The sequence below is a fragment of the Variovorax sp. ISS6 genome, from assembly GCF_056523145.1.
In genome coordinates, this window is sequence record NZ_JAWRZC010000001.1 from 1,335,233 (window position 1) to 1,355,933 (window position 20,701).

The following is a 20,701-nucleotide window of genomic DNA, read 5'->3' on the forward strand; positions in this document are numbered from 1 at the left end:
TTGTCGTTCGGGGCGCGTGCGGCGGATCGGTTGCGGATGCGCTAGTCGAGCTGCGCGCCCGACTTCTTGACCACGTCCTTCCACTTCGCCGACTCGCTCGCGATGAACTGGCCGAGCTTCGGCGGCGAGGTGTCGGCGCTGGCCTCGAGGCCCTGGGCCGCGAACATCTGCCTGACCCTGGGCGAGTTCAGCACCTCGGCGAAAGCATGGTTGAGCTTCGCCACGCGATCGGCCGGCGTGCCCGCGGGCGCGACGATGCCGAAGAACACGCTCACGTCGTAGCCCTTGTAGCCCTGCTCCGAGATCGTGGGCACCTCGGGCAGCGCCTGCGAGCGCGCGAGGGTGGCCACGCCCAGCGCGCGCAGCTTGCCGGCCTTGACGTAGGGCAGCGCGGTGAGGATGTCGGTGAAGGTCATGCTGACCTGGCCGCCCAGCAGGTCGTTGAGCGCGGGGCCGGTGCCCTTGTAGGGGATGTGCTGGAAGTCCGTGCCGGCGATCGAGTTGAACAGCACGCCCGCGAGGTGCGAGGAGGCACCGTTGCCCGAGGAGGCATAGCTGAGCTTGCCGGGGTTGGCCTTGGCATAGGCGACGAGCTCGGGCACGGTCTTCACCGGCAGCGCGGGATTCACCACCAGGATGTTCGGCAGGTAGCCGACCTGGATCACGGGCGCGAAGCTCTTGACCGGGTCGTAGTTGATCTTGCGGTAGAGGCTGGCGTTGATCGCGAGCGGGCCCGAGGTGCCGAACAGCAGCACATGGCCATCGGCCTCGGCGCGCGCCACGTACTCGGCGCCGATGTTGCCGCCCGCGCCGGCGCGGTTCTCCACGATCATCGGCTGGCCCATGCGGTCCTTCATCTCGGCCGCGAGCGTGCGCGCCATCGCGTCGGTGGGACCGCCGGGCGGGAAGGGCACGACCAGCATCATCGGCTTGGACGGGAAGGCGGTGTCGGCCTGCGCGGCGGGGGCCGCGGCCAGCAGGCCGGCGCAGGCGGTGGCCAGCGCGAGGAGGGAGGCGAGGTGTTTCAAGAGGAGGTCTCCGTTCTTTGTTCGAGGGAAGGGCTCAGGCCGCGGTCCAGTCCGCGGGCAGCGCATCGGGCGCGAGCGGATCGCGCGGCAGCACGCGGTGCAGCAGCGCGAGCTGCGACCAGCGCAGCCGCGCGGCCGAGCCGGTGCGCGCGGCCTCCCAGGCCATCGCGCTCGCGCTGGTGCAGTGGTAGAGCGCCGAGGCGGCCTGGCGCGCGAGCACGTCGCCGCCTTCGCGCGCGGCCGTCTCGGCCAGCGCGGCGGCGCGCGCCAGCGCATCGCGCAGCGCCTGGGCGAAGGCCGGGGTCGGTTCGGCTTCGGCGATCAGCTTTTCGCAATGGGCGCGCAGCACCGGCAGCGAGCCCTCGCGCTTGACGGCGCGGATCACGTCGAGCGCGACGATGTTGCTGGTGCCCTCCCAGATCGAGCCCAGGTGGGCATCGCGCACCAGCCGCGGATCGCTCCATTCCTCGATGTAGCCGCAGCCGCCGCGCACCTCCATCGCGTCGCCGGTGACCTTGCGCGCATCGCGGCAGGCGCGGAACTTGATGAGCGGCGTGAGGATGCGCAGGAGCGCGTAGGCATCGGGCTCGCCGGCATCGGAGCGCGTGAGCGCCAAGGCGGTCTGGCAGACCATGGTGCGCGCCTGCTCGGCCGGCACGCGCAGCTTGTCGAGCTGGCGCTGCATCAGCGGCATCCGGTCGAGCGTGCGGCCGAAGGCCTGGCGCTCGGCCGCGATGTACTCGGCCTCCGCCACCGCGCGGCGCATCAGGCCCGCGGCGCGCACGCCGTTCGACAGCCGCGAGTTGTTGACCATGTCGGCCATCTGCACGAAACCGCGGCCTTCCTCGCCGACCAGGAAGGCGAGCGCGCCCTCGAGCCGGATCTCGCCGCTGGCCATCGAGCGCGTGCCGAGCTTGTCCTTGAGCCGGATGATCCGGTAGTGGTTGAGACTGCCGTCGTCGAGCCGGCGCGGCAAGAGGAACAGCGACACGCCCTTCATGCCGGCCACGCCGTCCTCGGCGCGCGCGAGCACCATCGCGAAGTCGGCGTCGGGGTTCGAGCAGAACCACTTGTCGCCCGTGAGGCGCCAGCTGCCGTCGGCCTCGCGCCGCGCCAGCGTGGCGGTGGCGGCGATGTCGGAGCCCGCGGCCTGCTCGGTCATGAACATCGCGCCCTGCGCGAGTTCGTCGAAGTCGAGCGAGGTCAGGCGCGGCAGGTACTTTCGCACCAGCTCTGGCGCGCCGAATTTCTTGAGCGTGCGCGTGAGCGAGTCGGTCATCGAGACCGGGCAGCACAGGCCGAACTCGGCCTGCACGAACAGGTAGGTCAGCGCGTATTTCACGAGCGGCGGCATGCGGCCCTTCCAGCCCAGCGTCTCGTCGCGGTGCGAGATCGCGGCCAGCCCGAATTCGCTGAGCGCGAGGCGCTCCATCTCGACGTAGGCCGGGTGCTTGATCACCTGCTGTTCGTCGAGCCCGGTGCGCGTGCGCTGCTTCAAGGTGGGCGGGTTGCGGTCGGCGGTGCCGGCCAACTCGTCGAGCCTGCCGCCCGCGAGGCCGCCGAGGCGCTCGAGCTGCGGCCGCAGGTGGCGCAGCAAGTCCTCGGGCAGGTAGAGCGCGAGCAGCGACTGCAGCTCGGTGTCGACGGTGTAGAGGTTCTGACCGTGGCGGTCGGGGATGGGGTGAACGGCGGGCGCTGCAGGCACGGCAGACGTCTGGGGCATGGCTTGTCTCCTGGATTCGCGCCATTGTTCAAGCCGTGACGATCCGTGTCTAATATCGTTTGGGTCTTACTCGATTCGATTTTCCTATTCATGGAACTGCGTCACCTGCGCTATTTCTCCGTGCTCGCCGAGGAGCTGCACTTCGGGCGCGCGGCGCGCCGGCTCTCGATCTCGCAGCCGCCGCTGTCGGTGGCGATCCGCCAGCTCGAGGACACGGTGGGTGCGCGCCTGTTCGAGCGCAACAGCAAGGAGGTGCGGCTCACGCCCGCGGGCGATGCGCTGCGCGTGTCGGCGCGCCGGCTGCTGCAGCAGGCCGAGGAGGCCGCGCTCGAGGCGCGTGACATCGCGCAGGGCTCGGCCGGCCGGCTGCGCATCGGCTTCGTCGGCGCGATGCTCTACCGCGGCCTGCCGCAGGCGCTGCGCGCGTTCCAGGCCAAACATCCGGCGGTGCGCATCACGCTGGCCGAACTCAACTCGGGCGTGCAGATCGCCGAGCTGATGCACGACCGGCTCGACCTCGGCTTCGTCCACACCGCGCGCATGCCGCCCGAGCTGCAGCACCGGCTGCTGCTGACCGAGCCCTTCGTCTGCTGCCTGCCCGCGGGCCATGCGCTGGCGCGGCGGCGCGCGCTCGCGCCGGCCGAGCTGCGCGGCGAACCCTTCGTGCTGTTCTCGCGCGAGGCCTCGCCCGACTACCACGAGCGCATCCTCTCGATCTGCGCCGACGCGGGTTTCCATCCCGAGGTGCGGCACGAGGTGCGGCACTGGCTCGCGGTGGTCTCGCTGGTGTCGCAGGGCATGGGCGTGGCGCTGGTGCCGCAGGCGATGCGGCACTCGGCGTTGAGCGGTGCGGTGTTCCGTCCGCTCGACCGCGAGGTCACGCCCTCGGAGGCCTACGGCGTGTGGCGCGCGGGACCGCCGAACATGCTGGTGCAGCGGCTGCTCGACGGGCTCGCGAAGAGCCTGCGCGAGAGCGCGAAGCGCTGAACGCGGACGCCGTTCTGCACCGTCTTCGTGGCAGGGCCGTGACCATGCGGGACATCGACCCCGCGCCGCGCCGGGCTACCGGAACCGGTGATGCCCAAGGCCTTGCGAAGGCTTTAGTATTCCCGCCAACCTCGCCGTGGCCCGGGCCTTCAAGAGCACGCCAGAAAAAAGGGGTGCCGCCAGGGGGTTCAGATCAACGACATGGCCGAGTCGACGCCAGCATGCCCAAAGGTATCCCCAATTCCGCCGCCATGTACGGCATCTTCACCCGGCCCTGGGGCTACGAGGTCTCCGTCATGCGCAACGGAACCCGCCATTACCGGCAGTTCGGCCGGGCCAGCTACGGCGGCGCCGAACAGGCGCTCGCGCATGCGCAGGACTGGCGCGACGCCATCGTGCGGCAGCACCCGCCGATCGCGCGCCGCGCGCGGGCCGAGCAGCCGCGCGCCAACAACAGCACCGGCGCGCCCGGCGTCTACAGCCGCGTCGCGCCCGACGGCCGCGTGCGCGCCTGGCTCGCCAAGACCTACATCGCCGAGGACCAGATCCTGCAGACCTATTTCTCGGTCGACGGCGCCGACCGCGCAGCCCATGCGGCGGCGCTGGCCGAGCGCGCGCGCCAGCTCGCGCAGATGACCGGCCTGGCGCACGTGCACCCGGCCGAGGAAGCGATCCGCCGCGAGACCGATGCCGCGCCGCGCGCGCGCACGGCGCGGCTCTCGCGCGCGGAGATCGTGCGGCGCAACAACTCGAGCGGCACCAGCGGCGTGCAGTTCAAGTCGCCGCGGCCCGACCATCCGGGCTACTGGATGGCGATCACCTTCATCGCCGGGCGCGGCACCGTCAGCAAGGCCTTCTCGGTGAAGACCCATGGCGAGCAGGCGGCCAAGCGGCTCGCGATCGCCGAGCGCGAGACGCAGCTCGCGCTCAAGCGGCAGCTCGACGGCGCGGAGCTGGCGTCCTGATGGCGGCGCGTGCGTGCAGGGCCGGGCCGGCGGGCACGGCCGGGGCGGTGCTGCCATGAGCCTCAAATCGTTGAACCGGCTGCTGCGCGTGGCCTCGCACCTGCTCGACCAGGCCGCGGCCGACGTGCGGGCCTGCGGCCTCGAGCCGGCCACCGAGCAGGTGCACCGCATCGGCCGCGCGATGGTCGAGCTGATCGAGGTGCAGCGCCGGATCTATGCCGAGCAGCCCGAGCTGCAGCCGCGCACGCTCGCGGCCTCGCGCCGCGAGGCCGATGCCAACCGGCTGTTCACGCAACTGATGCTCGAGGCGCTGGACCTCGAGGACGCGGGCAACGTCGCGGCCGCGCTCGAGAAGTACACGCAGTTCATCGGTCTCTCGCCCTCGCACCATCACCGCGAGATCGTGCGCGAGGAGATCCGCCGGCTGTCGGCGCCGACGGTTCAGGCGTAGATCGGGTCCTCGGCCATCGCCTCGCACTGGTCCTGCAGCATCTGGACCTGGCCCTTCCAGTAGTCGCTACTGCCGAACCAGGGGAAGTTGATCGGGAAGATCGGGTCTTCCCAGCGCCGCGCGAGCCAGGCGCTGTAGTGGATCAGGCGCAGCGTGCGCAGCGGCTCGATCAGCGCGAGCTCGCGGCGGTCGAATTCGCGGAACTGCTCGTAGCCGTCGAGCAGCCCGGAGAGCTGCGCGGTGCGCTGGGCGCGCTCGCCCGACAGCAGCATCCACAAATCCTGCACCGCGAAGCCGGTGCGCGCGTCGTCGAGGTCGACGAAGTGCGGGCCGCCGTGGGGGCGGTCGGTCGGCGTCCAGAGGATGTTGCCGGGGTGCACGTCGCCATGCAGGCGCAGCTTGCGCGGCCCGTCGCCAGCGGCGACCGAGCCTGAAAGCGGGGTCGCGGCGATCATCTCGAGCGCCTCGTTGCAGGCCTTCTCCCAGTCGCGCTGCACATCGAGCGGCAGCTTGTCGTGCGCCAGCAGCCAGTCGCGCGAGGCGGTGCCGAAGTTCCGCAGGTCGAGCGCGGGCCGCGCCTCGAAGGGGCGCGCGGCGCCCACGGTGTGGATGCGCGCGAGAAAGCGCCCGACCCATTCGAGCACCTCCAAGTCGTCGAGCTCGGGCGCGCGGCCGCCGCGGTAGGGGCTCACGCTGAAGGCGAAGCCGGCATGGCGGTGCAAGGTGGCGCCGCCGAAGGCCAGCGGTGGCACGGCGGGGACCTCGGCCGCGGCGAGTTCGAGCGAGAAGGCGTGTTCCTCGAGGATCTCGGCCTCGCTCCAGCGGCCGGGCCGGTAGAACTTGACCACCACGGCCGGGTGCGGCTGCGGGTCCTCGAGGTGCACCTGGTAGACCCGGTTCTCGTAGGAGTTGAGCCCGGTGAGCCGGCCGTCGCCGTGCAGGCCGAGGCCCGCGAGCGCGTCGAGCACCACGTCGGGCGTGAGGCTCTCGTAGGGATGGGCAGGGTGGCCGGCGGGCGCCGCGGGGGAATCGGGAATCATGCGGCGATTGTCGTCGCCCGCACCCCGCGCGCTTTTCAGAGGCCGCCGGGGTGCGCGTGCAGCGACAGGATGTGGCCGGTGCGCGGATCGCCCTTGCCGGCCAGCACCTGGGCATAGGCCGCCTGCGCGGCCGCGCCGCCGTGGTGGTGCTCGGCGCGCAGCCAGGGGCTCGCGGCATCGGTCGCGCGTGCGGTGAAGGCCTGCCAGGCCGCCACCATGCGGCGGCTGAATTCCTCGGCGCCCCATTCGGCGGTGCGCTTCTTGATCTGCGCGGGCGCGAAGAACAGCGTGGCGCGCGGGCCCGCGAGCTCGCGGGTGGCGCCCTTGGAGGCCAGTTCCTCGACATGCGTGCCGCCGATCGCGCAGCTGTAGCGCAGGCCGGTGAAGCGCGCATGGATCGCCTCGCGCAGCGCGCCGTTGCCCGCGAAGTCGATGTAGACGCAGGGCGTGTCGGCGGGCAATTCGTCGAGCGCGTCGTAGCGCAGCACGCGGTGGTAGCAGCCCAGGCTCTCGCAGTAGCCGACGTTGGCGGCCGAGGTCAGGCCGACCACCTCGATGCCTTCGCGCTGGTGCAGCTGGAACGCGGTGCCGTAGGCCGTCTTGCTCGAGGCGCTCGACAGCAGCATGGTGCGTGCGCCGAAGAAGTCGTTGTCGGCCATGAAGTCGTCGATCAGCCAGGAGGTGATGAACAGCGGGCGCAGCAGCGCCTGCGTGTCCTCGCTGTCGGCGGTGTAGAGCGGGTCGGCATTGCAGCGGAAGTACTGGTTGTAGACCGCCGGCAGCTCGGCGCGGTGCGCGGCGCCGTCGGCGAAGCGCTCGGGCGACAGCCGCGTCGGGCTCAGCACCGCGCCGGTGGCCATGGGCCAGTAGCCGTAGAGGCGCTCGCCCACGGCCACGCCCGGATGCAGCGACTGCACCACGCTCGCGAAGCCCCACACGGGGATGTTGCCCCAGGCCTCGTCGCCGGTGGGGAAGAAGCGCCAGTAGCTCATGGCGTCGCCGAAGGCGGCGTAGGTGATGTTGTTCGAGGTCAGCGCGAAGCTGTCGATGCGCACGCGCACCTGGCCGTCGGCCAGCGGGGTGTCGGTGCTGTCGTCGAGGCGGGTGTCGCCCAGTCGGCTCTTGCGGATCTGCAGGCTGAGGGTGGTGCTCATGGCGTGTCGAAGCTCCGTGGCTGCGCGGCGTTCCGGCCGCTGGGGTGGCAAGGGGTGCGTCCACGTGACATTAGCCAAGCTTCGTGAAAGGCGCCATCGCGCAGGTCGCCGGCGCGTCACGCGCGGGACAAGCGCGCGCACGCAAAAAAGCCCCGCGAGCGGGGCTTCGTCATGGAGCGCAAGGGGGCTCAGGCGATCGTCAGTTCGACGTCGATGTTGCCGCGCGTGGCGTTCGAGTACGGGCAGACCTGGTGGGCCGTGTCGACCAGCTTCTGCTTCTGTTCGGCGTCGAGGCCGGGCAGCGTGATCGCGAGCTTGACCGCGATGCCGTAGGCGGCGCCGCCATTCGTCGGGCCGAGGGAGACGCTGGAGTCGATCGCCACGTCGTCCGGCACCTTGACGCCGATCTTCGGGCCCACGGCCTTCATCGCGCCGATGAAGCAGGCGGCGTAACCGACCGCGAACAGCTGTTCGGGGTTGGTGCCGGGCTTGCCCGAGCCGGGCGAGCTCAGCTGGACGTCGATCGCGCCGTCGCTGGATTTGCCGGCGCCGTCGCGGCCGCCCGTGGTGTGGGCCTGGGCGGTGTAGAGCACTTTGTCGAGCTTGGTGGTCATGGTGATGTTTCCTTGGTCGAAGTGGAACGGTGGTTGCGGAAAAACCGTCGTGGTCCGGAAGGGCACGCGGCGGGAGAAACCTGTTGTAGTGATTGAAATGGCTTGCTTGCTCAGGCGGCCTTGCGGATGCGGTCGCGCAGCGCTTGAATCTGGTGGGTGAGGTCCACGAGCTCGGGCACCGAGCATTCGGAGGCCGCGAGCAGGCATTCGGGCACATGGCCCGCGCGCGCCTTGAGGCGGCGGCCCGCGGCCGTGAGCGTGATGTGCACGCGGCGCTCGTCGGCCACGTCGCGCACGCGGGCCACGAAGCCGTTGGCCTCGAGGCGCTTGAGCAGCGGGGTGAGCGTGCCCGAGTCGAGCGAGACGCGCTCGCCGAGTTCGGAGACCATGGGGCCGTCTTTCTCCCACAGGGCGAGCATCACCAGGTACTGCGGGTAGGTGAGACCGAGCTTGTCGAGCAGGGGCTTGTACAGGCGGGTCATGGCCAGCGAGGCGGAGTACATGGCGAAGCAGAGCTGGTTGTCCAGCTTCAGGAGTTCGTCTTGCGTGAGGGAGGGCATGGGGCGAATTATGGCACTCAATTAAATTGTGTGCAAAGTATTTCGTGCCACGGGGTTTTCAGGCGCCCTCTCCCGGCGGGAGAGGGCAGGAAAAATCAGGGGCGCTTCATCAGCGCATCGGCCACCGCGGCGAAGCCCGGCAGCGTCAGCGGGTCGTTGCCGGCATTGGCGGCGATCGGGTGCGCCGCGTAGCGCACGATCACCATCTGTGCCGCCGGGTCCACGTAGATGCTCTGGCCGTGGATGCCGCGCGCCATGTAGGCGCCGTGCGCGTTGTTCGACACCCACCACATGTTGCGGTACGACCAGCCCGGCAGCAGGCCGTAGCCGGCCTTCGCGAACTTGGCGGTGTCGCCGCCGCGGCGGATGTCGTCGACCACCGCCTTCGGGAACACCTGCTGCCCGTTGGGCGCGCGGCCGCCGTTGCGCAGGGTCTCGCCGAAGCGCGCGAGGTCGCGCAGCGTGGTGTTGAGGCCGCCGCCGCCCGATTCGGTGCCGATGCTGTCGACCATGAAATAGGCGTCCTGCTCGGCGCCGATGCGGCGCCAGATCTTCTCGCTGAGCAGGTCGGCCAGCGACTGGTTGCTGGCGCGTCGCAGGATCCAGGCCAGCACCTCGGCATTGATGGTCTTGTAGCCGAAGGCCTCGTCGTGCGTGCCTTCCTTCTTCTGCAGCGCGAGGAACTCGTAGAAGGTCTTCGGGCCGCTGTAGCCGGGCGCGCGCGGGATGAAGCCGCCGGCGCGCGAGTAGTCCCAGATCTCGGCCTTGGGGTCGGCGTAGCTCTCGGAATAGCGCACGCCGATGGTCATGTCCATCACCTGGCGCACCGTGGCGTCGCCATAGGCGCTGTCCTTGAGCTCGGGCACGTATTGGGTCACGGGCGCCGCGGGGTCGAGCTTGCCCTCGTCGGCGAGGATGGCCGCGAGCGTGCCCACGAAGGACTTGGTGACCGACATCGCGAGGTGCGGCCGCTCGGGCGTGAGCGCGCCGAAGTACTTCTCGTACACCACCTGGCCGCGGTGCAGCACCAGGAAGCCGTCGGTGTAGGTGTTGGCGATCATCTGGGCGACCGTGCTGTCCTCGCCCGACAGCGACTTGAAGCGGATGCTCTCGATCTGCTCGGGCGTCACGCCCGTGGCGGCCGGCAGCGGGCTCGCGGCGCCGCTGCCGCGCCACACGTTGGCGGTGGGCACGACCTCGCGCACGTGCGAGAAGGTCCAGCGGTTGCGCGGGAAAGCGTTGCCGGCGGGGTTCTCGAAGGTGATCAGCTTGTCGGGCGGCGGCGGAAAGCCGCGCATCCAGCCGAGCGCGTCGACGGAGGTGGCCGCGGGATCGGGCAGGGCCGCGGGCGCGGCCGGTGCCTGGGCGTGGAGGGAGGTGTTCACGGCGGAGAGGGTCAGGGCGGCCAGGGCCGCGCGCAGTCGCAGGGTCATGGTGAGAGGGGAAGAAGAGGGGAGGAACGGGGGCGTTCGTCAGCGCCCGCTGAAGCGCGCGGGCCGGCGCTCGATGAAGGAGCGCACGCCCTCGGCCGCGTCCTCGCTGTTCGACAGCCGCTTCTGCGTCTCGATGAACTCGCCGACCGCGGCCAGCGGCCCCTGCTCGATCGCCTTGAGCACGTTGAGGCGCGTGGCCACCACCGCCAGCGGCGCCTGCGCGGCGATGCGCTGCGCGATCGCGAGCGCCTCGTCGAGCTCCTGGCCCGCGGGCACCACCTTCTGCACGAAGTTCAGGCGATAGGCCTCGGCGCTGCCGAACTCGTCGGCCGTCAGCAGGTGCAGCATCGCGTTGCCGAGGCCCGCGCGCTCGGCCATGCGCAAGGTGGCGCCGCCCGTGGCCATGATGCCGCGCTGCACCTCCATCTGCGAGAAGCGGCAGTTGTCGGCCGCCACCACGATGTCGGCGCCGAGCATCAGCTCGATGCCCACCGTGAAGCAGATGCCCTTGACCGCCACCACCATCGGCTTGGTGCGCCGGCGGTAGCCCTCGAGGCCGAAGTCGTGCGGCTCCACCAGGCCCTGCGGGATCGCCTTCTCGCCGCGCTTCATGTAATCGGCCACCGCGGGCAGGTCGAGGCCGGCCGTGAAGTGGTCGCCGAAGGCATGCAGCACGCCCACGCGCAGCTTCGGGTCGTCGTCCAGGCGCGTGTAGGCCTCGGCGAGCTGGCGGAACATCGGCGGCGTCCAGCCGTTGCGCTTGGCGGGCCGGTTGATGCCGATCAGCAGCACGTGGTCGAGCACCTGGGTGTCGATGCAGCCTTCGGTCGGCGGGGTGGTGGGCGTGGCGGTCATGGCGTTCCCTGTCTTCTCGTTCTTCGGCGCGTCAGTAGGTGTAGACGCCGCGGCCGGTCTTGCGGCCCAGCTGGCCGGCGGCCACCATTTCCTTCAGCAGCGGGCAGGGGCGGTATTTGGAGTCGCCGAACTGGTCGAGGTAGACCTCCATCACCGCGAGGCAGACGTCCAGGCCGATCATGTCGGCCAGCGCCAGCGGGCCGATCGGCTGGTTGCAGCCCAGCTTCATGCCGGCGTCGATGTCCTCGGCGGTCGCGATGCCCTCGGACAGCACGAAGAAGGCCTCGTTGATCATCGGCACCAGGATGCGGTTGACCACGAAGCCCGGCGCGTTCTTCACCGTGATCGGCGACTTGCCCAGGCGCTCGGCCAGTTCCTTCACCGTGTCGTGGGTGGCGTCGCTCGTGAGGTAGCCGCGGATCAGCTCGACCAGCGCCATCATCGGCACCGGGTTGAAGAAGTGCATGCCGATGAAGCGGTCGGCGCGCGAGGTGGCGGCGGCCAGCTGCGTGATCGAGATCGAGGAGGTGTTCGAGGCGATGATGACCTCGGGCCCCACGAGCTCGTCGACCTGCTTCAAGATCTTGAGCTTGAGCGCGTGGTTCTCGGTCGCGGCCTCGATCACGAGCTGCGCGCCCTTGAGGTCGTCGTAGTCGGTCGAGCCCTGGATCAGTGCCAGCGCGGCGGCCTTCTGCTCGGCGGTGAGCTTTTCCTTCTTGATCAGCCGGTCGAGGCTGCCCGAGACGGTGGCCAGGCCCTTGTCGACCGCCGCCTGCGCGACGTCGACCATCACCACCTTGACGCCCGCCACCGCACAGGCCTGCGCAATGCCGTTGCCCATCGTGCCGGCGCCGATGATGCCGACGGTCTGAATCGCCATGAGAAATGCTCCTTGAGAAAACGAAAGGGGAAGAAAAGAGAAGGCGGGCCAGCCGCCGTGCCGTCCATTGTGGATCAGCCCCGCCGGCGCGTCGTTGCCGCGGGCGACACGGGTGGCTTACAGTGCGCGCTCGCGCTTTTCCCCTCTTTTTCTTCCCTCCCGAACCGACAGAAGCCGCCATGACCACCCTCGGCACCCCCCTCTCCCCCTCGGCAACCCGCGTGATGCTCCTCGGCTCCGGCGAACTCGGCAAGGAGGTGCTGATCGCCCTGCAGCGCCTGGGCGTCGAGACCATCGCCGTCGACCGCTACGAGAACGCACCCGGCCAGCAGGTGGCCCACCATGCGCGCACCATCGTCATGAGCGACCCCGCGCAGCTGCAGGCGCTGATCGAGGCCGAGAAGCCGCAGCTCGTGGTGCCCGAGATCGAGGCCATCGCCACGCCGATGCTGCAGCAGCTCGAGGACGCGGGCACGGTGCGCGTGATCCCCACGGCCCGCGCCGCCCGCCTCACGATGGACCGCGAAGGCATCCGCCGCCTGGCCGCCGAAACCCTGGGCGTGCCCACGAGTCCCTACAAGTTCTGCGATTCGCTCGCCGAGTTGCAGGCCGCGATCGACGCGGGCATCGGCTACCCCTGCATCGTGAAGCCCGTGATGAGCAGCTCCGGCAAGGGCCAGAGCAAGATCGACGGCCCGTCCGATGTGCAGAAGGCCTGGGACTACGCCATGGCCGGCGGCCGCGTGAGCCATGGCCGCGTGATCGTCGAGGGCTTCATCGACTTCGACTACGAGATCACGCTCTTGACCGTGCGCGCCAAGGACGCCGGCGGCGCCGTGAGCACCCGGTTCTGCGAGCCCATCGGCCACGTGCAGGTCAGCGGCGACTACGTCGAGAGCTGGCAGCCGCACCCGATGGCGCCCGCCGCGCTGCGGAAGGCGCAGCAGATCGCCGAGGCGGTCACGGCCGACCTCGGCGGCCAGGGCCTGTTCGGCGTCGAGCTGTTCGTCAAGGGCGACCAGGTCTGGTTCAGCGAGGTCAGCCCGCGGCCGCACGACACCGGCATGGTCACCATGGCCACGCAGTGGCAGAACGAGTTCGAGCTGCATGCGCGCGCGATCCTCGGCCTGCCGGTGGACACCACCCTCAAGAGCCCGGGCGCCAGCGCGGTGATCTACGGCGGCGTCGATGCCCAGGGCATTGCCTTCGACGGCGTGGCCGAGGCGCTGCAGGTGCCGGGCGTGGACCTGCGCCTGTTCGGCAAGCCCGAGAGCTTCGTCAAGCGCCGCATGGGCGTGGCGCTGGCGCATGCCGCCGACGTGGAGACCGCGCGCGCCAACGCCAAGGAAGCGGCTTCGCGCGTGAAGCCGCGCCAGGCCTGAACGCTTCGGCCGCCGGGTTGCGCGCGCGACAGCCGTAGCCAGTTTTCGCAAGCCGCGCCGCAGCGGCGCAGGCATGGTGCCAGTGCTGACGAAAGACGCCGGCCCTGGGGAGGGATGCGGGTGCATGCGGATACCGTCCGCGCGCGCCGCGCTCCACACTGGGTCGATTGATCGATCCACCGGAGACACCATGCTGCATCCCCAGGCCCGGGCGCTGCTCGACTTCATCGAGGCGCGCGGCATCCCGCCGACCCACACGCTGTCGCCCACCGACGCGCGCGCCTTCTACCGCGAGCGCCGCGCCGCCACCCAGCCGCTGCCGGCCGAAGTGGCCGAGGTGCGCGACCTCGCGGCCGACGGGCCGCACGGCCCCATTCCGGTGCGCATCTACCGGCCGCTGGCCTCGGGCGCCGGCCCGTTGCCGGTGCTGGTGTATTACCACGGCGGCGGCTGGGTCATCGGCGACCTCGACACGCACGACGTGCTGTGCCGCGAACTGGCCAACGGCGCCGGCTGCGCGGTGGTGGCGGTCGACTACCGCATGGCGCCCGAGCACCGCTTCCCGGCCGCGGTCGACGACGTGCTGGCCGCCACACGCTGGGTGCGGCGCGAGGCCGCGGCGCTGGGCGTGGACGCGAGCCGCATGGCGGTGGGCGGCGACAGCGCCGGCGGCAACCTCGCAGCGGTGGTGGCGATCGCCGCGCGCGAGAGCGCCGACCTGCCGCTCGTGTTCCAGCTGCTGATCTATCCGGCCACCGACATGCGGCGCGGCCATCCGTCGCACCAGGCCAACGGCCAGGGCTACCTGCTGACGCGCGACACGATGACCTACTTCCACGACCACTACATCACCGATGCGAAGCACGACCTCGACTGGCGTGCCTCGCCGCTGCTGCACGGCGATCTGTCGCGGCTGCCGCCGGCACTGGTGCTCACCGCCGGCTACGACCCACTGCGCGACGAAGGCCTGGCCTATGCCGAGGCGCTGACCGCGGCCGGCAACAGCGCGAACTACCTCTGCTTCGAGCGCCAGATCCATGGTTTCGTGACCATGGGCAAGGTGCTCGACGAGGCCAACACCGCGGTCGCGCTTTGCGCCACCGAGTTGCGTCGCGCGTTCGCGGCGCCACGGCCGCAGGCCTAGGGAAAGTCCCCGCGCAAATCGGTGCCGCGCCGCGCGCGTGCCCCGCTACGATCAGCCCCACAACGACGCCGACCCAGGGCCCGTGCCCTGGCCCAGGCCCCCGAATGCAGGAGACAGACACCATGCAGGGAACGAGGATGGCGCCGTCGACGCAAGGCGGTGCCCGCGAGGGTCGCGGCCAGGGCGAACGCCTGATGTGGCTCACCACGCAGCGCGTGTTCTACGCCGGCCTGCTGGGCCGTGCCGCCGTGCGCACCATGGGCGGCCATGGCGTCTATATCTCTCCCGCGGGCGCACCGCCCAACCGCCTGCGCGTGGGCGGCGGTGCCTGGCAGAGCGGCGAGCTGCTGGTGGTGCCGCCGCAGGTGCCGATCGAGATCGAGAGCGCGCATCCGCTGATCCTCAACCTGCTGATCGAATCGGAGTCGGTCGATCCCGCGCGCATGCCCGATTGGCTGCAGCACTGCGGCCCGGTGCAGGCACCGGCCTTCGTGCAGCGCGTGCGCGAGAGCCATGCCCAGCTGCTCGCCGCCTCGGCGCGCGGCCAGCGCTTCGACGGCCTGGACTTCGACCGCCAGTTCTTCGGCGCGCCGCTCGCGCCGCGCGCGCTCGATGCGCGCATCCGCAAGGTCATCGACGCGATCAACGCCGACCCCGCGGCCGCCACCTCGGCCGAGGAATGCGCGGCCTCGGTGCACCTCTCGTTCTCGCGCTTCCTGCACCTGTTCAAGCAGGAGACCGGCATGGCCTTCCGTGCCTTCCGCGCCTGGAAGCGCGCGCGCAGCCTGCTGCGCTACGTGCGCCAGACCGCCACCCTGACCGACATCGCGCTCGAGGCCGGCTATCCCGACTCCACCCATTTCAGCCATTCGATCCGCCAGGTCTATGGCCTGAAGCCCAGCGACATCCTGGCCGGCTCGCGGCGCCTCGCGCTGCACGACGCCGCCGGCGCGGCCTACCGCCCCTTCACGTCCCCGTTCCGTCACCTGCGCCAGTAAGGCCAAGGAGGTTCCCGTCGTGCAGATCCTCCAGCTCCTGCTGTCGGGCATCGCGCAAGGCTGCATCTACGGCCTGATCGCGCTCGGCTTCGTGCTGATCTACAAGGCCACCGAGACGGTGAGCTTCGCGCAGGGCGACCTGATGATGCTTGGCGCCTTCGCCGCGTTCGCGGGCATGTCGCTGTTCGGCATGCCGTTCTGGCTCGCGGCCGTGCTCGCCATCGCCGCGATGGCGGCCTTCGGCGTGCTGCTCGAGCTGGTGGTGATCCGCCCGATCCTCGGCCAGCCGCAGTTCTCGATCGTGATGCTCACCATCGGCATCGCCTACGTGGCGCGCGGCCTGGTCACCATGGTGCCGGGCATCGGCACCGAGACCCATGCGCTGGCCGTGCCCTACAAGGACCGGATCTGGAAGCTCGGCGAGCTGGTGGTGAACCTCGAGCAGCTCGTGATCATCGTCGCCACCGCGATCCTCTGCGGCCTGCTGTTCGCGATGTTCCGCTACAGCAAGCTCGGCATCGCGATGCAGGCCTCGTCGCAGAACCAGCTCGCGGCCTACTACATGGGCATTCCGGTCAAGCGGCTCAACGGGCTGGTGTGGGGGCTGGCGGCCGCGGTCGCGGCCATCGCCGGCATGCTGCTCGCGCCGATCACCTTCGTGCACGCCAACATGGGCTTCATCGGGCTCAAGGCCTTTCCGGCGGCGGTGGTCGGCGGCTTCGGCAGCCTGCCGGGCGCGATCGTCGGCGGGCTGGTGATCGGCATCGTCGAGTCGTTCGCGGGCTTCTACCTGCCCGACGGCTTCAAGGACACGGCGCCGTACATCGTGGTGCTCTTGATGCTGATGATCAAACCGAACGGTCTGTTCGGCGAGAAGTTGCGCAAGAAAGTCTGAACATGCGCTACATCTTCAAGACTTCCTACGACCAGGACATCCGGCTCGCCAAGCATGGCGGCCAGGTCTTCTGGTATGGCCTCTTGTGCGTCTTCCTGCTGGCCGCGCCGTGGGTCATCGACGAGTACTGGCTCGCGCAACTGACCTTCGTGCTGATCTACGGCATCGTCGGCCTGGGCCTGATGCTGCTCGCGGGCTTCACGGGCCAGTTCTCGATCGGCCACGCGGCCTTCCTCGGCACCGGTGCCTACACGCAGGGCGTGCTGACCAACCTCGGCGTGCCGTTCCCGCTCGCGCTGGTCGCGGCCGCGGCGCTGTCGGCCGGCGTGGGCGTGGTGGTGGCGCTGCCGGCGCTGCGCGTGAAGGGCATCTACCTGGGCATCGCGACGCTCTCGTTCGGCTTCATCGTCGAGGAGGTGTTCGCGCGCTGGGAGAGCGTGACCGGCGGCAACGCGGGCCTGCACGTGAAGTCGCCGCAGCTCTTCGGCTGGTCGCTGGGCTCGGGCGACGGCTTCTACTTCCTGTGCCTGGTGGTGGCGGTGCTCAGCACGCTGGGCATCCTGAACTTGCTGCGTTCGCCGACCGGCCGTGCCTTCGTGGCGATCCGCGACTCGGAGATCTCGGCGCAGAGCATGGGCATCCATCTCGCGCGCTACAAGACGATGTCGTTCGCGATCTCGGCTGCGCTCGCGGGGCTCGGCGGCGCGCTCTACGCGCACAAGCTGAGCTTCATCTCGCCCGACCAGTTCAACATCCTGCAGTCGATCGACCTGCTGCTGATGGTGGTGATCGGCGGGCTCGGCTCGGTGCACGGCGCCTTCCTCGGCGCGATCTTCCTGATCGCGATGCCGCAGCTGATCTCGATGGGCAAGGACTGGCTGCCCGCGGTGATCGGCCAGGCGCCGGGCCTGCAGGGCTTCGTCTACGGGGTGGTGCTGATCGTGTTCGTGCTGTTCGAGCCGCTGGGCCTGTACGGGCGCTGGCTCAAGGTGCGCACCTACCTGCAGCTGTTTCCGTTCTACCGCAAGGGCCTGTTCAAGCGGCAGAAGTCCTTCACCAAGTCGGATCGCCTGAGATGAGCGGCGGCGACATCCTTCTCTCGGCCCGGGACCTGAGCGTGCGCTTCGGCGGCGTGCTCGCGGTCAACAAGGTCAGCTTCGACGTGCGGCGCGGCGAGGTGTTCACGCTGATCGGGCCGAACGGCGCGGGCAAGACCACGGTGTTCAACCTGATCAGCCGCATCTACACGCCGACCTCGGGCCAGATCACCTGGCATGGCGAGGCCGGCGGCGCGGTGGCGCTGACCAGCCAGGCGCCGCACGCGATCGCGGCGCTCGGCATCGCGCGCACCTTCCAGAACATCGAGCTGTTCGAGCATGCGACCGTGCTGCACAACCTGCTGATCGGCCGCCACACGCACCGGCGCAGCGGCTTCTGGCGCGAGCTGTTCTTCACGCCGGCCACGCGGCGCGCCGAGATCGAGGCGCGCGAGAAGGTCGAGCAGGTGATCGAGCTGCTCGACCTGCAGCACCACCGCGACGCGATGGTGGCGGGCCTGCCCTACGGCGTGCGCAAGGTGGTGGAGCTGGCGCGCGCGCTGTGCACCGAACCCAAGCTGCTGCTGCTCGACGAACCCTCGTCGGGCCTCAACGTCGAGGAGACGGCCGACATGGCGTTCTGGATCCAGGACATCCAGCACGAGCTCGGCGTGTCGGTGCTGATGGTGGAGCACGACATGTCGCTGGTGTCGAAGGTGTCGGACCGCGTGCTCGCGATGAACCAGGGCGAGGTGCTGGCCACGGGCTCGCCGCGCGAGGTGCAGGCCGATGCGCGCGTGGTGGAGGCTTACCTCGGCACGGTCGACGACGTGAGCAGCCTGCGGAGGGTTCGAGCATGAGCGACGTGGTTCTTCAGTTGCTCAACGTCGAGAGCGCCTACGGCCCGATCAAGGCCATCCGCGGCGTGAGCCTCCAGGTGCGCCAGGGCGAGATCGCGACCGTGCTGGGCTCCAACGGCGCGGGCAAGACCACCATCCTCAAGACCATCTCGGGAATCATCGATCCGCGCAAGGGCAGCATCGAGTTCCAGGGCCGCGACATCACGGCCAGGGACCCGGCCCACATCGTGCAGCAGGGCCTGAGCCACGTGCCCGAGGGCCGCGAGGTGTTCCCGCTGCTGTCGGTGCGCGACAACCTGCTGATGGGCGCCTACACGCGCCAGGACCGCGACGGCGTGGCGCGCGACATCGAGACCGTGTTCGGCTACTTCCCGATCCTGCGCGAGCGCGCCACGCAGGACGCCGGCCTGCTCTCGGGCGGGCAGCAGCAGATGCTCGCGATCTCGCGCGCGATCATGGCGGCGCCGCAGCTGATCCTGCTCGACGAGCCCAGCCTGGGCCTGAGCCCCAAGCTCACCAAGGAGATCTTCGAGATCGTGGTGCGCATCAACCGCGAGCGCGGCACCACCATCCTGCTGGTGGAGCAGAACGCCAACATGGCGCTCAACGCGGCCGACCACGGCTACGTGCTCGAGAACGGCCGCATCGTGATGGAGGACAGCTGCGAGCGGCTGCGCGAGAAGGAGGACATCAAGGAGTTCTACCTCGGCGTGAAGGACGAGGGCGTGCGCGGCGAGCGGCGCTGGAAGAAAAAGAAGACCTGGAGGTAGCACCGATGAGCAGCACCTTCACACTGCGCGCGCCGGCCGGCCTCTGGGACCTCGCGCACCTGCAGCCCCGCACCGAGGTGGTGGTGCCGGGCGACACCATCCCGGCCGTGTTCTGGAAAGCGGTCGAGTTGCGCCGCGACAAGGTCTGGATGCGGCAGAAGGAGTTCGGCATCTGGCGCAGCTGGACCTGGGGCCAGACCGCCGAGGCGGTGCGCGAGATCGCGGGCGGCCTGATGGCGCTGGGCTTCGCGGCCGGCGAGTGTGCCTCGGTGCTGTCGAACACCGTCATCGAATGGGTGCTGGCCGACGTGGCGGTGCTCAGCTGCGGCGGCGTCTCCAACGGCATCTACCCGACCGACGCGGCCTCGCAGGTGCAGTACCTGTGCGAGGACTCGCGCACCACGGTGCTGTTCGTCGAGGACGACGAGCAGCTCGACAAGGCGCTCGAGGTGCGCGCCGCGCTGCCGCTGCTGCGCAAGGTGGTGGTGTTCGACATGGAGGGCCTGCGCGAGCTCGACGATCCCGACGTGCTGAGCCTGGAGGCCCTGCGTGCCCTGGGCCGCGCGCACCTGGCCGCGCATCCGCGGGCGCTCGAGCAGCGCGTGGCCGCCTGCCGCGCCGAGGACCTCGCGATCCTGGTCTACACCTCGGGCACCACCGGCAAGCCCAAGGGCGCGATGCACAGCCACGGCGGGCTGGTCTACACCATGCGCGGCTACAACACGCTGCTGGCGCAGGACGAGAGCGACGAGCGCATGTGCTTCCTGCCGCTGTGCCACATCGCCGAGCGCATGGGTGGTGAGTACTTCGCGATGTACACCGGATCGATCCTCAACTTCGTCGAGAACCCCGAGACCGTGCCCGAGAACGTGCGCGAGATCGCGCCCACCGTGTTCACGGCCGTGCCGCGCGTGTGGGAGAAGTTCTATTCGGGCGTGATGATCGCGCTCAAGGAGGCCAGCCGGCTGCAGCAGGCGGCCTACGGCTGGAGCATCGGCGTGGGCCAGCAGATCGCGCAGCGGGTGCTCGAGGGCCGGCCGGTGGGCGCGGGGCTGCGCCTGAAGTTCCGCCTGGCGCGCTGGCTCGCGCTCGACAACGTGCGCAAGCTGATCGGCATCCACCGCGCGCGCTTCCTCGTGACCGGTGCCGCGCCGATCTCGCCCGAGCTGGTGCGCTGGTACCTCGCGCTCGGCGTGCCGATGCTCGAGGTCTGGGGCATGACGGAGTCGTGCGGCGCCTCCACCGGCGTGCCGGTCACGCGCATCATGCCGGGCTCGATCGGCCCGGCGGCCGGCTACAACGAGGTGCGCCTCGATCCGCAGACCGGCGAGATCCTGGTGCGCGGCCCGAACGTCTTCATGGGCTACCTGAACCTGCCCGAGAAGACCGCCGAGACCATCGACGCCGAGGGCTGGCTGCACACCGGCGACGTCGGCACGGTCGACGCGGAAGGGTATTTCCGCATCACCGACCGCATGAAGGACATCATCATCACGGCAGGTGGCAAGAACATCACGCCGAGCGAACTCGAGAACGAACTCAAGTTCAGCCCCTACGTCACCGACGCGGTGGTGATCGGCGACAAGAGGCCCTACCTGACGGTGATCGTGATGATCGACCAGGAGAACGTCGAGAAATTCGCGCAGGACAACGACGTGCCGTTCAGCAACTACGAAAGCCTCACGCGCACGCAGGAGGTGCTCGACCTGATCCAGGGCGAGATCGACCGCGTCAATGCGAAGTTCGCGCGCGTGGAGCAGATCAAGAAGTTCTTCCTGCTCGAGACGCAGCTGAGCGCCGAGGACGAGGAGCTGACGCCGACCATGAAGCTCAAGCGCAAGCTGGTGCAGACCAAGTACGCGCCGCGCATCGAGGCCATGTACCGCTGAGCGCATCGAAGAACGTCCCGATCGCCACCCGATTTT

20 protein-coding genes are annotated in these 20,701 nt (G+C 69.9%); 11 read left to right on the forward strand and 9 right to left on the reverse strand.

The features are described from left to right. Positions 1-41 precede the first annotated feature (41 nt). Both AC1HIL_RS06150 and AC1HIL_RS06155 read right to left on the reverse strand, forming a co-directional pair. Positions 42-1,028, reverse strand: coding sequence for a Bug family tripartite tricarboxylate transporter substrate binding protein (locus tag AC1HIL_RS06150; protein ID WP_479671391.1), 987 nt, complete (start codon positions 1,026-1,028; stop codon positions 42-44). A 34-nt stretch (positions 1,029-1,062) separates the two neighbouring features. Continuing rightward, positions 1,063-2,751 (reverse strand): acyl-CoA dehydrogenase family protein, encoded by a 1,689-nt coding sequence (locus tag AC1HIL_RS06155; RefSeq protein ID WP_479671392.1) that lies wholly within the window; start codon positions 2,749-2,751, stop codon positions 1,063-1,065. A 90-nt stretch (positions 2,752-2,841) separates the two neighbouring features. Here AC1HIL_RS06155 and AC1HIL_RS06160 point away from each other — a divergent pair, with 90 nt between their 5' ends. The 3 genes from AC1HIL_RS06160 (at position 2,842) to AC1HIL_RS06170 (ending at position 5,154) form a co-directional block, all read left to right on the forward strand. Next, positions 2,842-3,738 carry a LysR family transcriptional regulator gene (locus AC1HIL_RS06160; protein WP_057595131.1) on the forward strand — a complete coding sequence of 299 codons (897 nt, stop codon included), beginning with the start codon at positions 2,842-2,844 and terminating at the stop codon, positions 3,736-3,738. A gap of 221 nt (positions 3,739-3,959) precedes the next feature. Further along, positions 3,960-4,703: an AP2 domain-containing protein gene (locus AC1HIL_RS06165; RefSeq protein WP_261215212.1), complete on the forward strand. Its 744-nt coding sequence runs from the start codon at positions 3,960-3,962 to the stop codon at positions 4,701-4,703. Positions 4,704-4,758: 55 nt separating this feature from the next. Further along, complete coding sequence (locus AC1HIL_RS06170) at positions 4,759-5,154, forward strand: hypothetical protein (protein ID WP_057595129.1); 396 nt, start codon at positions 4,759-4,761, stop codon at positions 5,152-5,154. On the opposite strand, the gene AC1HIL_RS06175 is transcribed toward AC1HIL_RS06170, so the two are convergent. From AC1HIL_RS06175 to AC1HIL_RS06205, 7 genes are all read right to left on the reverse strand, one after another. Beyond that, a complete protein-coding gene (locus AC1HIL_RS06175) occupies positions 5,145-6,194 on the reverse strand; it encodes a serine/threonine protein kinase (protein ID WP_479671393.1) in 1,050 nt (349 codons plus the stop codon). The two genes, AC1HIL_RS06170 and AC1HIL_RS06175, sit on opposite strands and share 10 nt — an antisense overlap. A 35-nt stretch (positions 6,195-6,229) precedes the next feature. Continuing rightward, on the reverse strand, positions 6,230-7,348 hold the full coding sequence (locus AC1HIL_RS06180; protein ID WP_479671394.1) for a DUF2855 family protein: 1,119 nt from the start codon (positions 7,346-7,348) through the stop codon (positions 6,230-6,232). 188 nt (positions 7,349-7,536) lie between these two features. Beyond that, positions 7,537-7,962 (reverse strand): organic hydroperoxide resistance protein, encoded by a 426-nt coding sequence (locus AC1HIL_RS06185; RefSeq protein ID WP_057595126.1) that lies wholly within the window; start codon positions 7,960-7,962, stop codon positions 7,537-7,539. Between the two features lie 110 nt (positions 7,963-8,072). Beyond that, complete coding sequence (locus AC1HIL_RS06190) at positions 8,073-8,522, reverse strand: MarR family winged helix-turn-helix transcriptional regulator (protein WP_057595125.1); 450 nt, start codon at positions 8,520-8,522, stop codon at positions 8,073-8,075. Between the two features lie 95 nt (positions 8,523-8,617). Continuing rightward, positions 8,618-9,955 (reverse strand): serine hydrolase domain-containing protein, encoded by a 1,338-nt coding sequence (locus AC1HIL_RS06195; RefSeq protein ID WP_479671395.1) that lies wholly within the window; start codon positions 9,953-9,955, stop codon positions 8,618-8,620. Between the two features lie 39 nt (positions 9,956-9,994). Beyond that, positions 9,995-10,810, reverse strand: a complete 816-nt coding sequence (locus tag AC1HIL_RS06200; protein WP_422099704.1) for a crotonase/enoyl-CoA hydratase family protein — start codon at positions 10,808-10,810, stop codon at positions 9,995-9,997. A 31-nt stretch (positions 10,811-10,841) separates the two neighbouring features. Beyond that, a complete protein-coding gene (locus AC1HIL_RS06205; RefSeq protein ID WP_479671396.1) occupies positions 10,842-11,690 on the reverse strand; it encodes a 3-hydroxybutyryl-CoA dehydrogenase in 849 nt (282 codons plus the stop codon). A 179-nt stretch (positions 11,691-11,869) separates the two neighbouring features. On the opposite strand from AC1HIL_RS06205, the gene purT reads away from it, so the two are divergent. The 8 genes from purT to AC1HIL_RS06245 all read left to right on the forward strand — a co-directional run bounded on the left by purT (position 11,870) and on the right by AC1HIL_RS06245 (position 20,665). Further along, the gene (gene purT, locus AC1HIL_RS06210) at positions 11,870-13,072 is read left to right on the forward strand and encodes a formate-dependent phosphoribosylglycinamide formyltransferase (RefSeq protein ID WP_479671397.1); all 1,203 of its coding nucleotides are present in this window, start codon (positions 11,870-11,872) and stop codon (positions 13,070-13,072) included. Positions 13,073-13,262: 190 nt separating this feature from the next. Beyond that, a complete protein-coding gene (locus AC1HIL_RS06215) occupies positions 13,263-14,216 on the forward strand; it encodes an alpha/beta hydrolase (protein ID WP_431511145.1) in 954 nt (317 codons plus the stop codon). 122 nt (positions 14,217-14,338) lie between these two features. Next, positions 14,339-15,214: a helix-turn-helix domain-containing protein gene (locus AC1HIL_RS06220; RefSeq protein WP_208510568.1), complete on the forward strand. Its 876-nt coding sequence runs from the start codon at positions 14,339-14,341 to the stop codon at positions 15,212-15,214. A 19-nt stretch (positions 15,215-15,233) separates the two neighbouring features. Beyond that, the gene (locus AC1HIL_RS06225) at positions 15,234-16,109 is read left to right on the forward strand and encodes a branched-chain amino acid ABC transporter permease (RefSeq protein WP_057595118.1); all 876 of its coding nucleotides are present in this window, start codon (positions 15,234-15,236) and stop codon (positions 16,107-16,109) included. Positions 16,110-16,111: 2 nt separating this feature from the next. Continuing rightward, positions 16,112-17,188: a branched-chain amino acid ABC transporter permease gene (locus AC1HIL_RS06230; protein ID WP_093355289.1), complete on the forward strand. Its 1,077-nt coding sequence runs from the start codon at positions 16,112-16,114 to the stop codon at positions 17,186-17,188. Beyond that, on the forward strand, positions 17,185-18,006 hold the full coding sequence (locus AC1HIL_RS06235; RefSeq protein WP_203203899.1) for an ABC transporter ATP-binding protein: 822 nt from the start codon (positions 17,185-17,187) through the stop codon (positions 18,004-18,006). Before AC1HIL_RS06230 ends, AC1HIL_RS06235 begins: the two co-directional genes overlap by 4 nt. After that, positions 18,003-18,776, forward strand: a complete 774-nt coding sequence (locus AC1HIL_RS06240) for an ABC transporter ATP-binding protein (RefSeq protein ID WP_093355294.1) — start codon at positions 18,003-18,005, stop codon at positions 18,774-18,776. Before AC1HIL_RS06235 ends, AC1HIL_RS06240 begins: the two co-directional genes overlap by 4 nt. A gap of 5 nt (positions 18,777-18,781) precedes the next feature. Continuing rightward, positions 18,782-20,665 (forward strand): AMP-dependent synthetase/ligase, encoded by a 1,884-nt coding sequence (locus AC1HIL_RS06245; protein WP_479671398.1) that lies wholly within the window; start codon positions 18,782-18,784, stop codon positions 20,663-20,665. Positions 20,666-20,701 lie beyond the last annotated feature (36 nt).

Coding starts and splice junctions, on each gene's coding strand:
- AC1HIL_RS06180 (WP_479671394.1), bottom strand. CDS start 7,348: ATGAGCACCACCCTCAGCCTGCAGATCCGCAAGAGCCGACTGGGCGAC.
- AC1HIL_RS06205 (WP_479671396.1), bottom strand. CDS start 11,690: ATGGCGATTCAGACCGTCGGCATCATCGGCGCCGGCACGATGGGCAAC.
- AC1HIL_RS06165 (WP_261215212.1), top strand. CDS start 3,960: ATGCCCAAAGGTATCCCCAATTCCGCCGCCATGTACGGCATCTTCACC.
- AC1HIL_RS06185 (WP_057595126.1), bottom strand. CDS start 7,962: ATGACCACCAAGCTCGACAAAGTGCTCTACACCGCCCAGGCCCACACC.
- AC1HIL_RS06245 (WP_479671398.1), top strand. CDS start 18,782: ATGAGCAGCACCTTCACACTGCGCGCGCCGGCCGGCCTCTGGGACCTC.
- AC1HIL_RS06190 (WP_057595125.1), bottom strand. CDS start 8,522: ATGCCCTCCCTCACGCAAGACGAACTCCTGAAGCTGGACAACCAGCTC.
- AC1HIL_RS06155 (WP_479671392.1), bottom strand. CDS start 2,751: ATGCCCCAGACGTCTGCCGTGCCTGCAGCGCCCGCCGTTCACCCCATC.
- AC1HIL_RS06200 (WP_422099704.1), bottom strand. CDS start 10,810: ATGACCGCCACGCCCACCACCCCGCCGACCGAAGGCTGCATCGACACC.
- AC1HIL_RS06235 (WP_203203899.1), top strand. CDS start 17,185: ATGAGCGGCGGCGACATCCTTCTCTCGGCCCGGGACCTGAGCGTGCGC.
- AC1HIL_RS06195 (WP_479671395.1), bottom strand. CDS start 9,955: ATGACCCTGCGACTGCGCGCGGCCCTGGCCGCCCTGACCCTCTCCGCC.
- purT (WP_479671397.1), top strand. CDS start 11,870: ATGACCACCCTCGGCACCCCCCTCTCCCCCTCGGCAACCCGCGTGATG.
- AC1HIL_RS06170 (WP_057595129.1), top strand. CDS start 4,759: ATGAGCCTCAAATCGTTGAACCGGCTGCTGCGCGTGGCCTCGCACCTG.
- AC1HIL_RS06160 (WP_057595131.1), top strand. CDS start 2,842: ATGGAACTGCGTCACCTGCGCTATTTCTCCGTGCTCGCCGAGGAGCTG.
- AC1HIL_RS06240 (WP_093355294.1), top strand. CDS start 18,003: ATGAGCGACGTGGTTCTTCAGTTGCTCAACGTCGAGAGCGCCTACGGC.
- AC1HIL_RS06175 (WP_479671393.1), bottom strand. CDS start 6,194: ATGATTCCCGATTCCCCCGCGGCGCCCGCCGGCCACCCTGCCCATCCC.
- AC1HIL_RS06220 (WP_208510568.1), top strand. CDS start 14,339: ATGCAGGGAACGAGGATGGCGCCGTCGACGCAAGGCGGTGCCCGCGAG.
- AC1HIL_RS06230 (WP_093355289.1), top strand. CDS start 16,112: ATGCGCTACATCTTCAAGACTTCCTACGACCAGGACATCCGGCTCGCC.
- AC1HIL_RS06215 (WP_431511145.1), top strand. CDS start 13,263: ATGCTGCATCCCCAGGCCCGGGCGCTGCTCGACTTCATCGAGGCGCGC.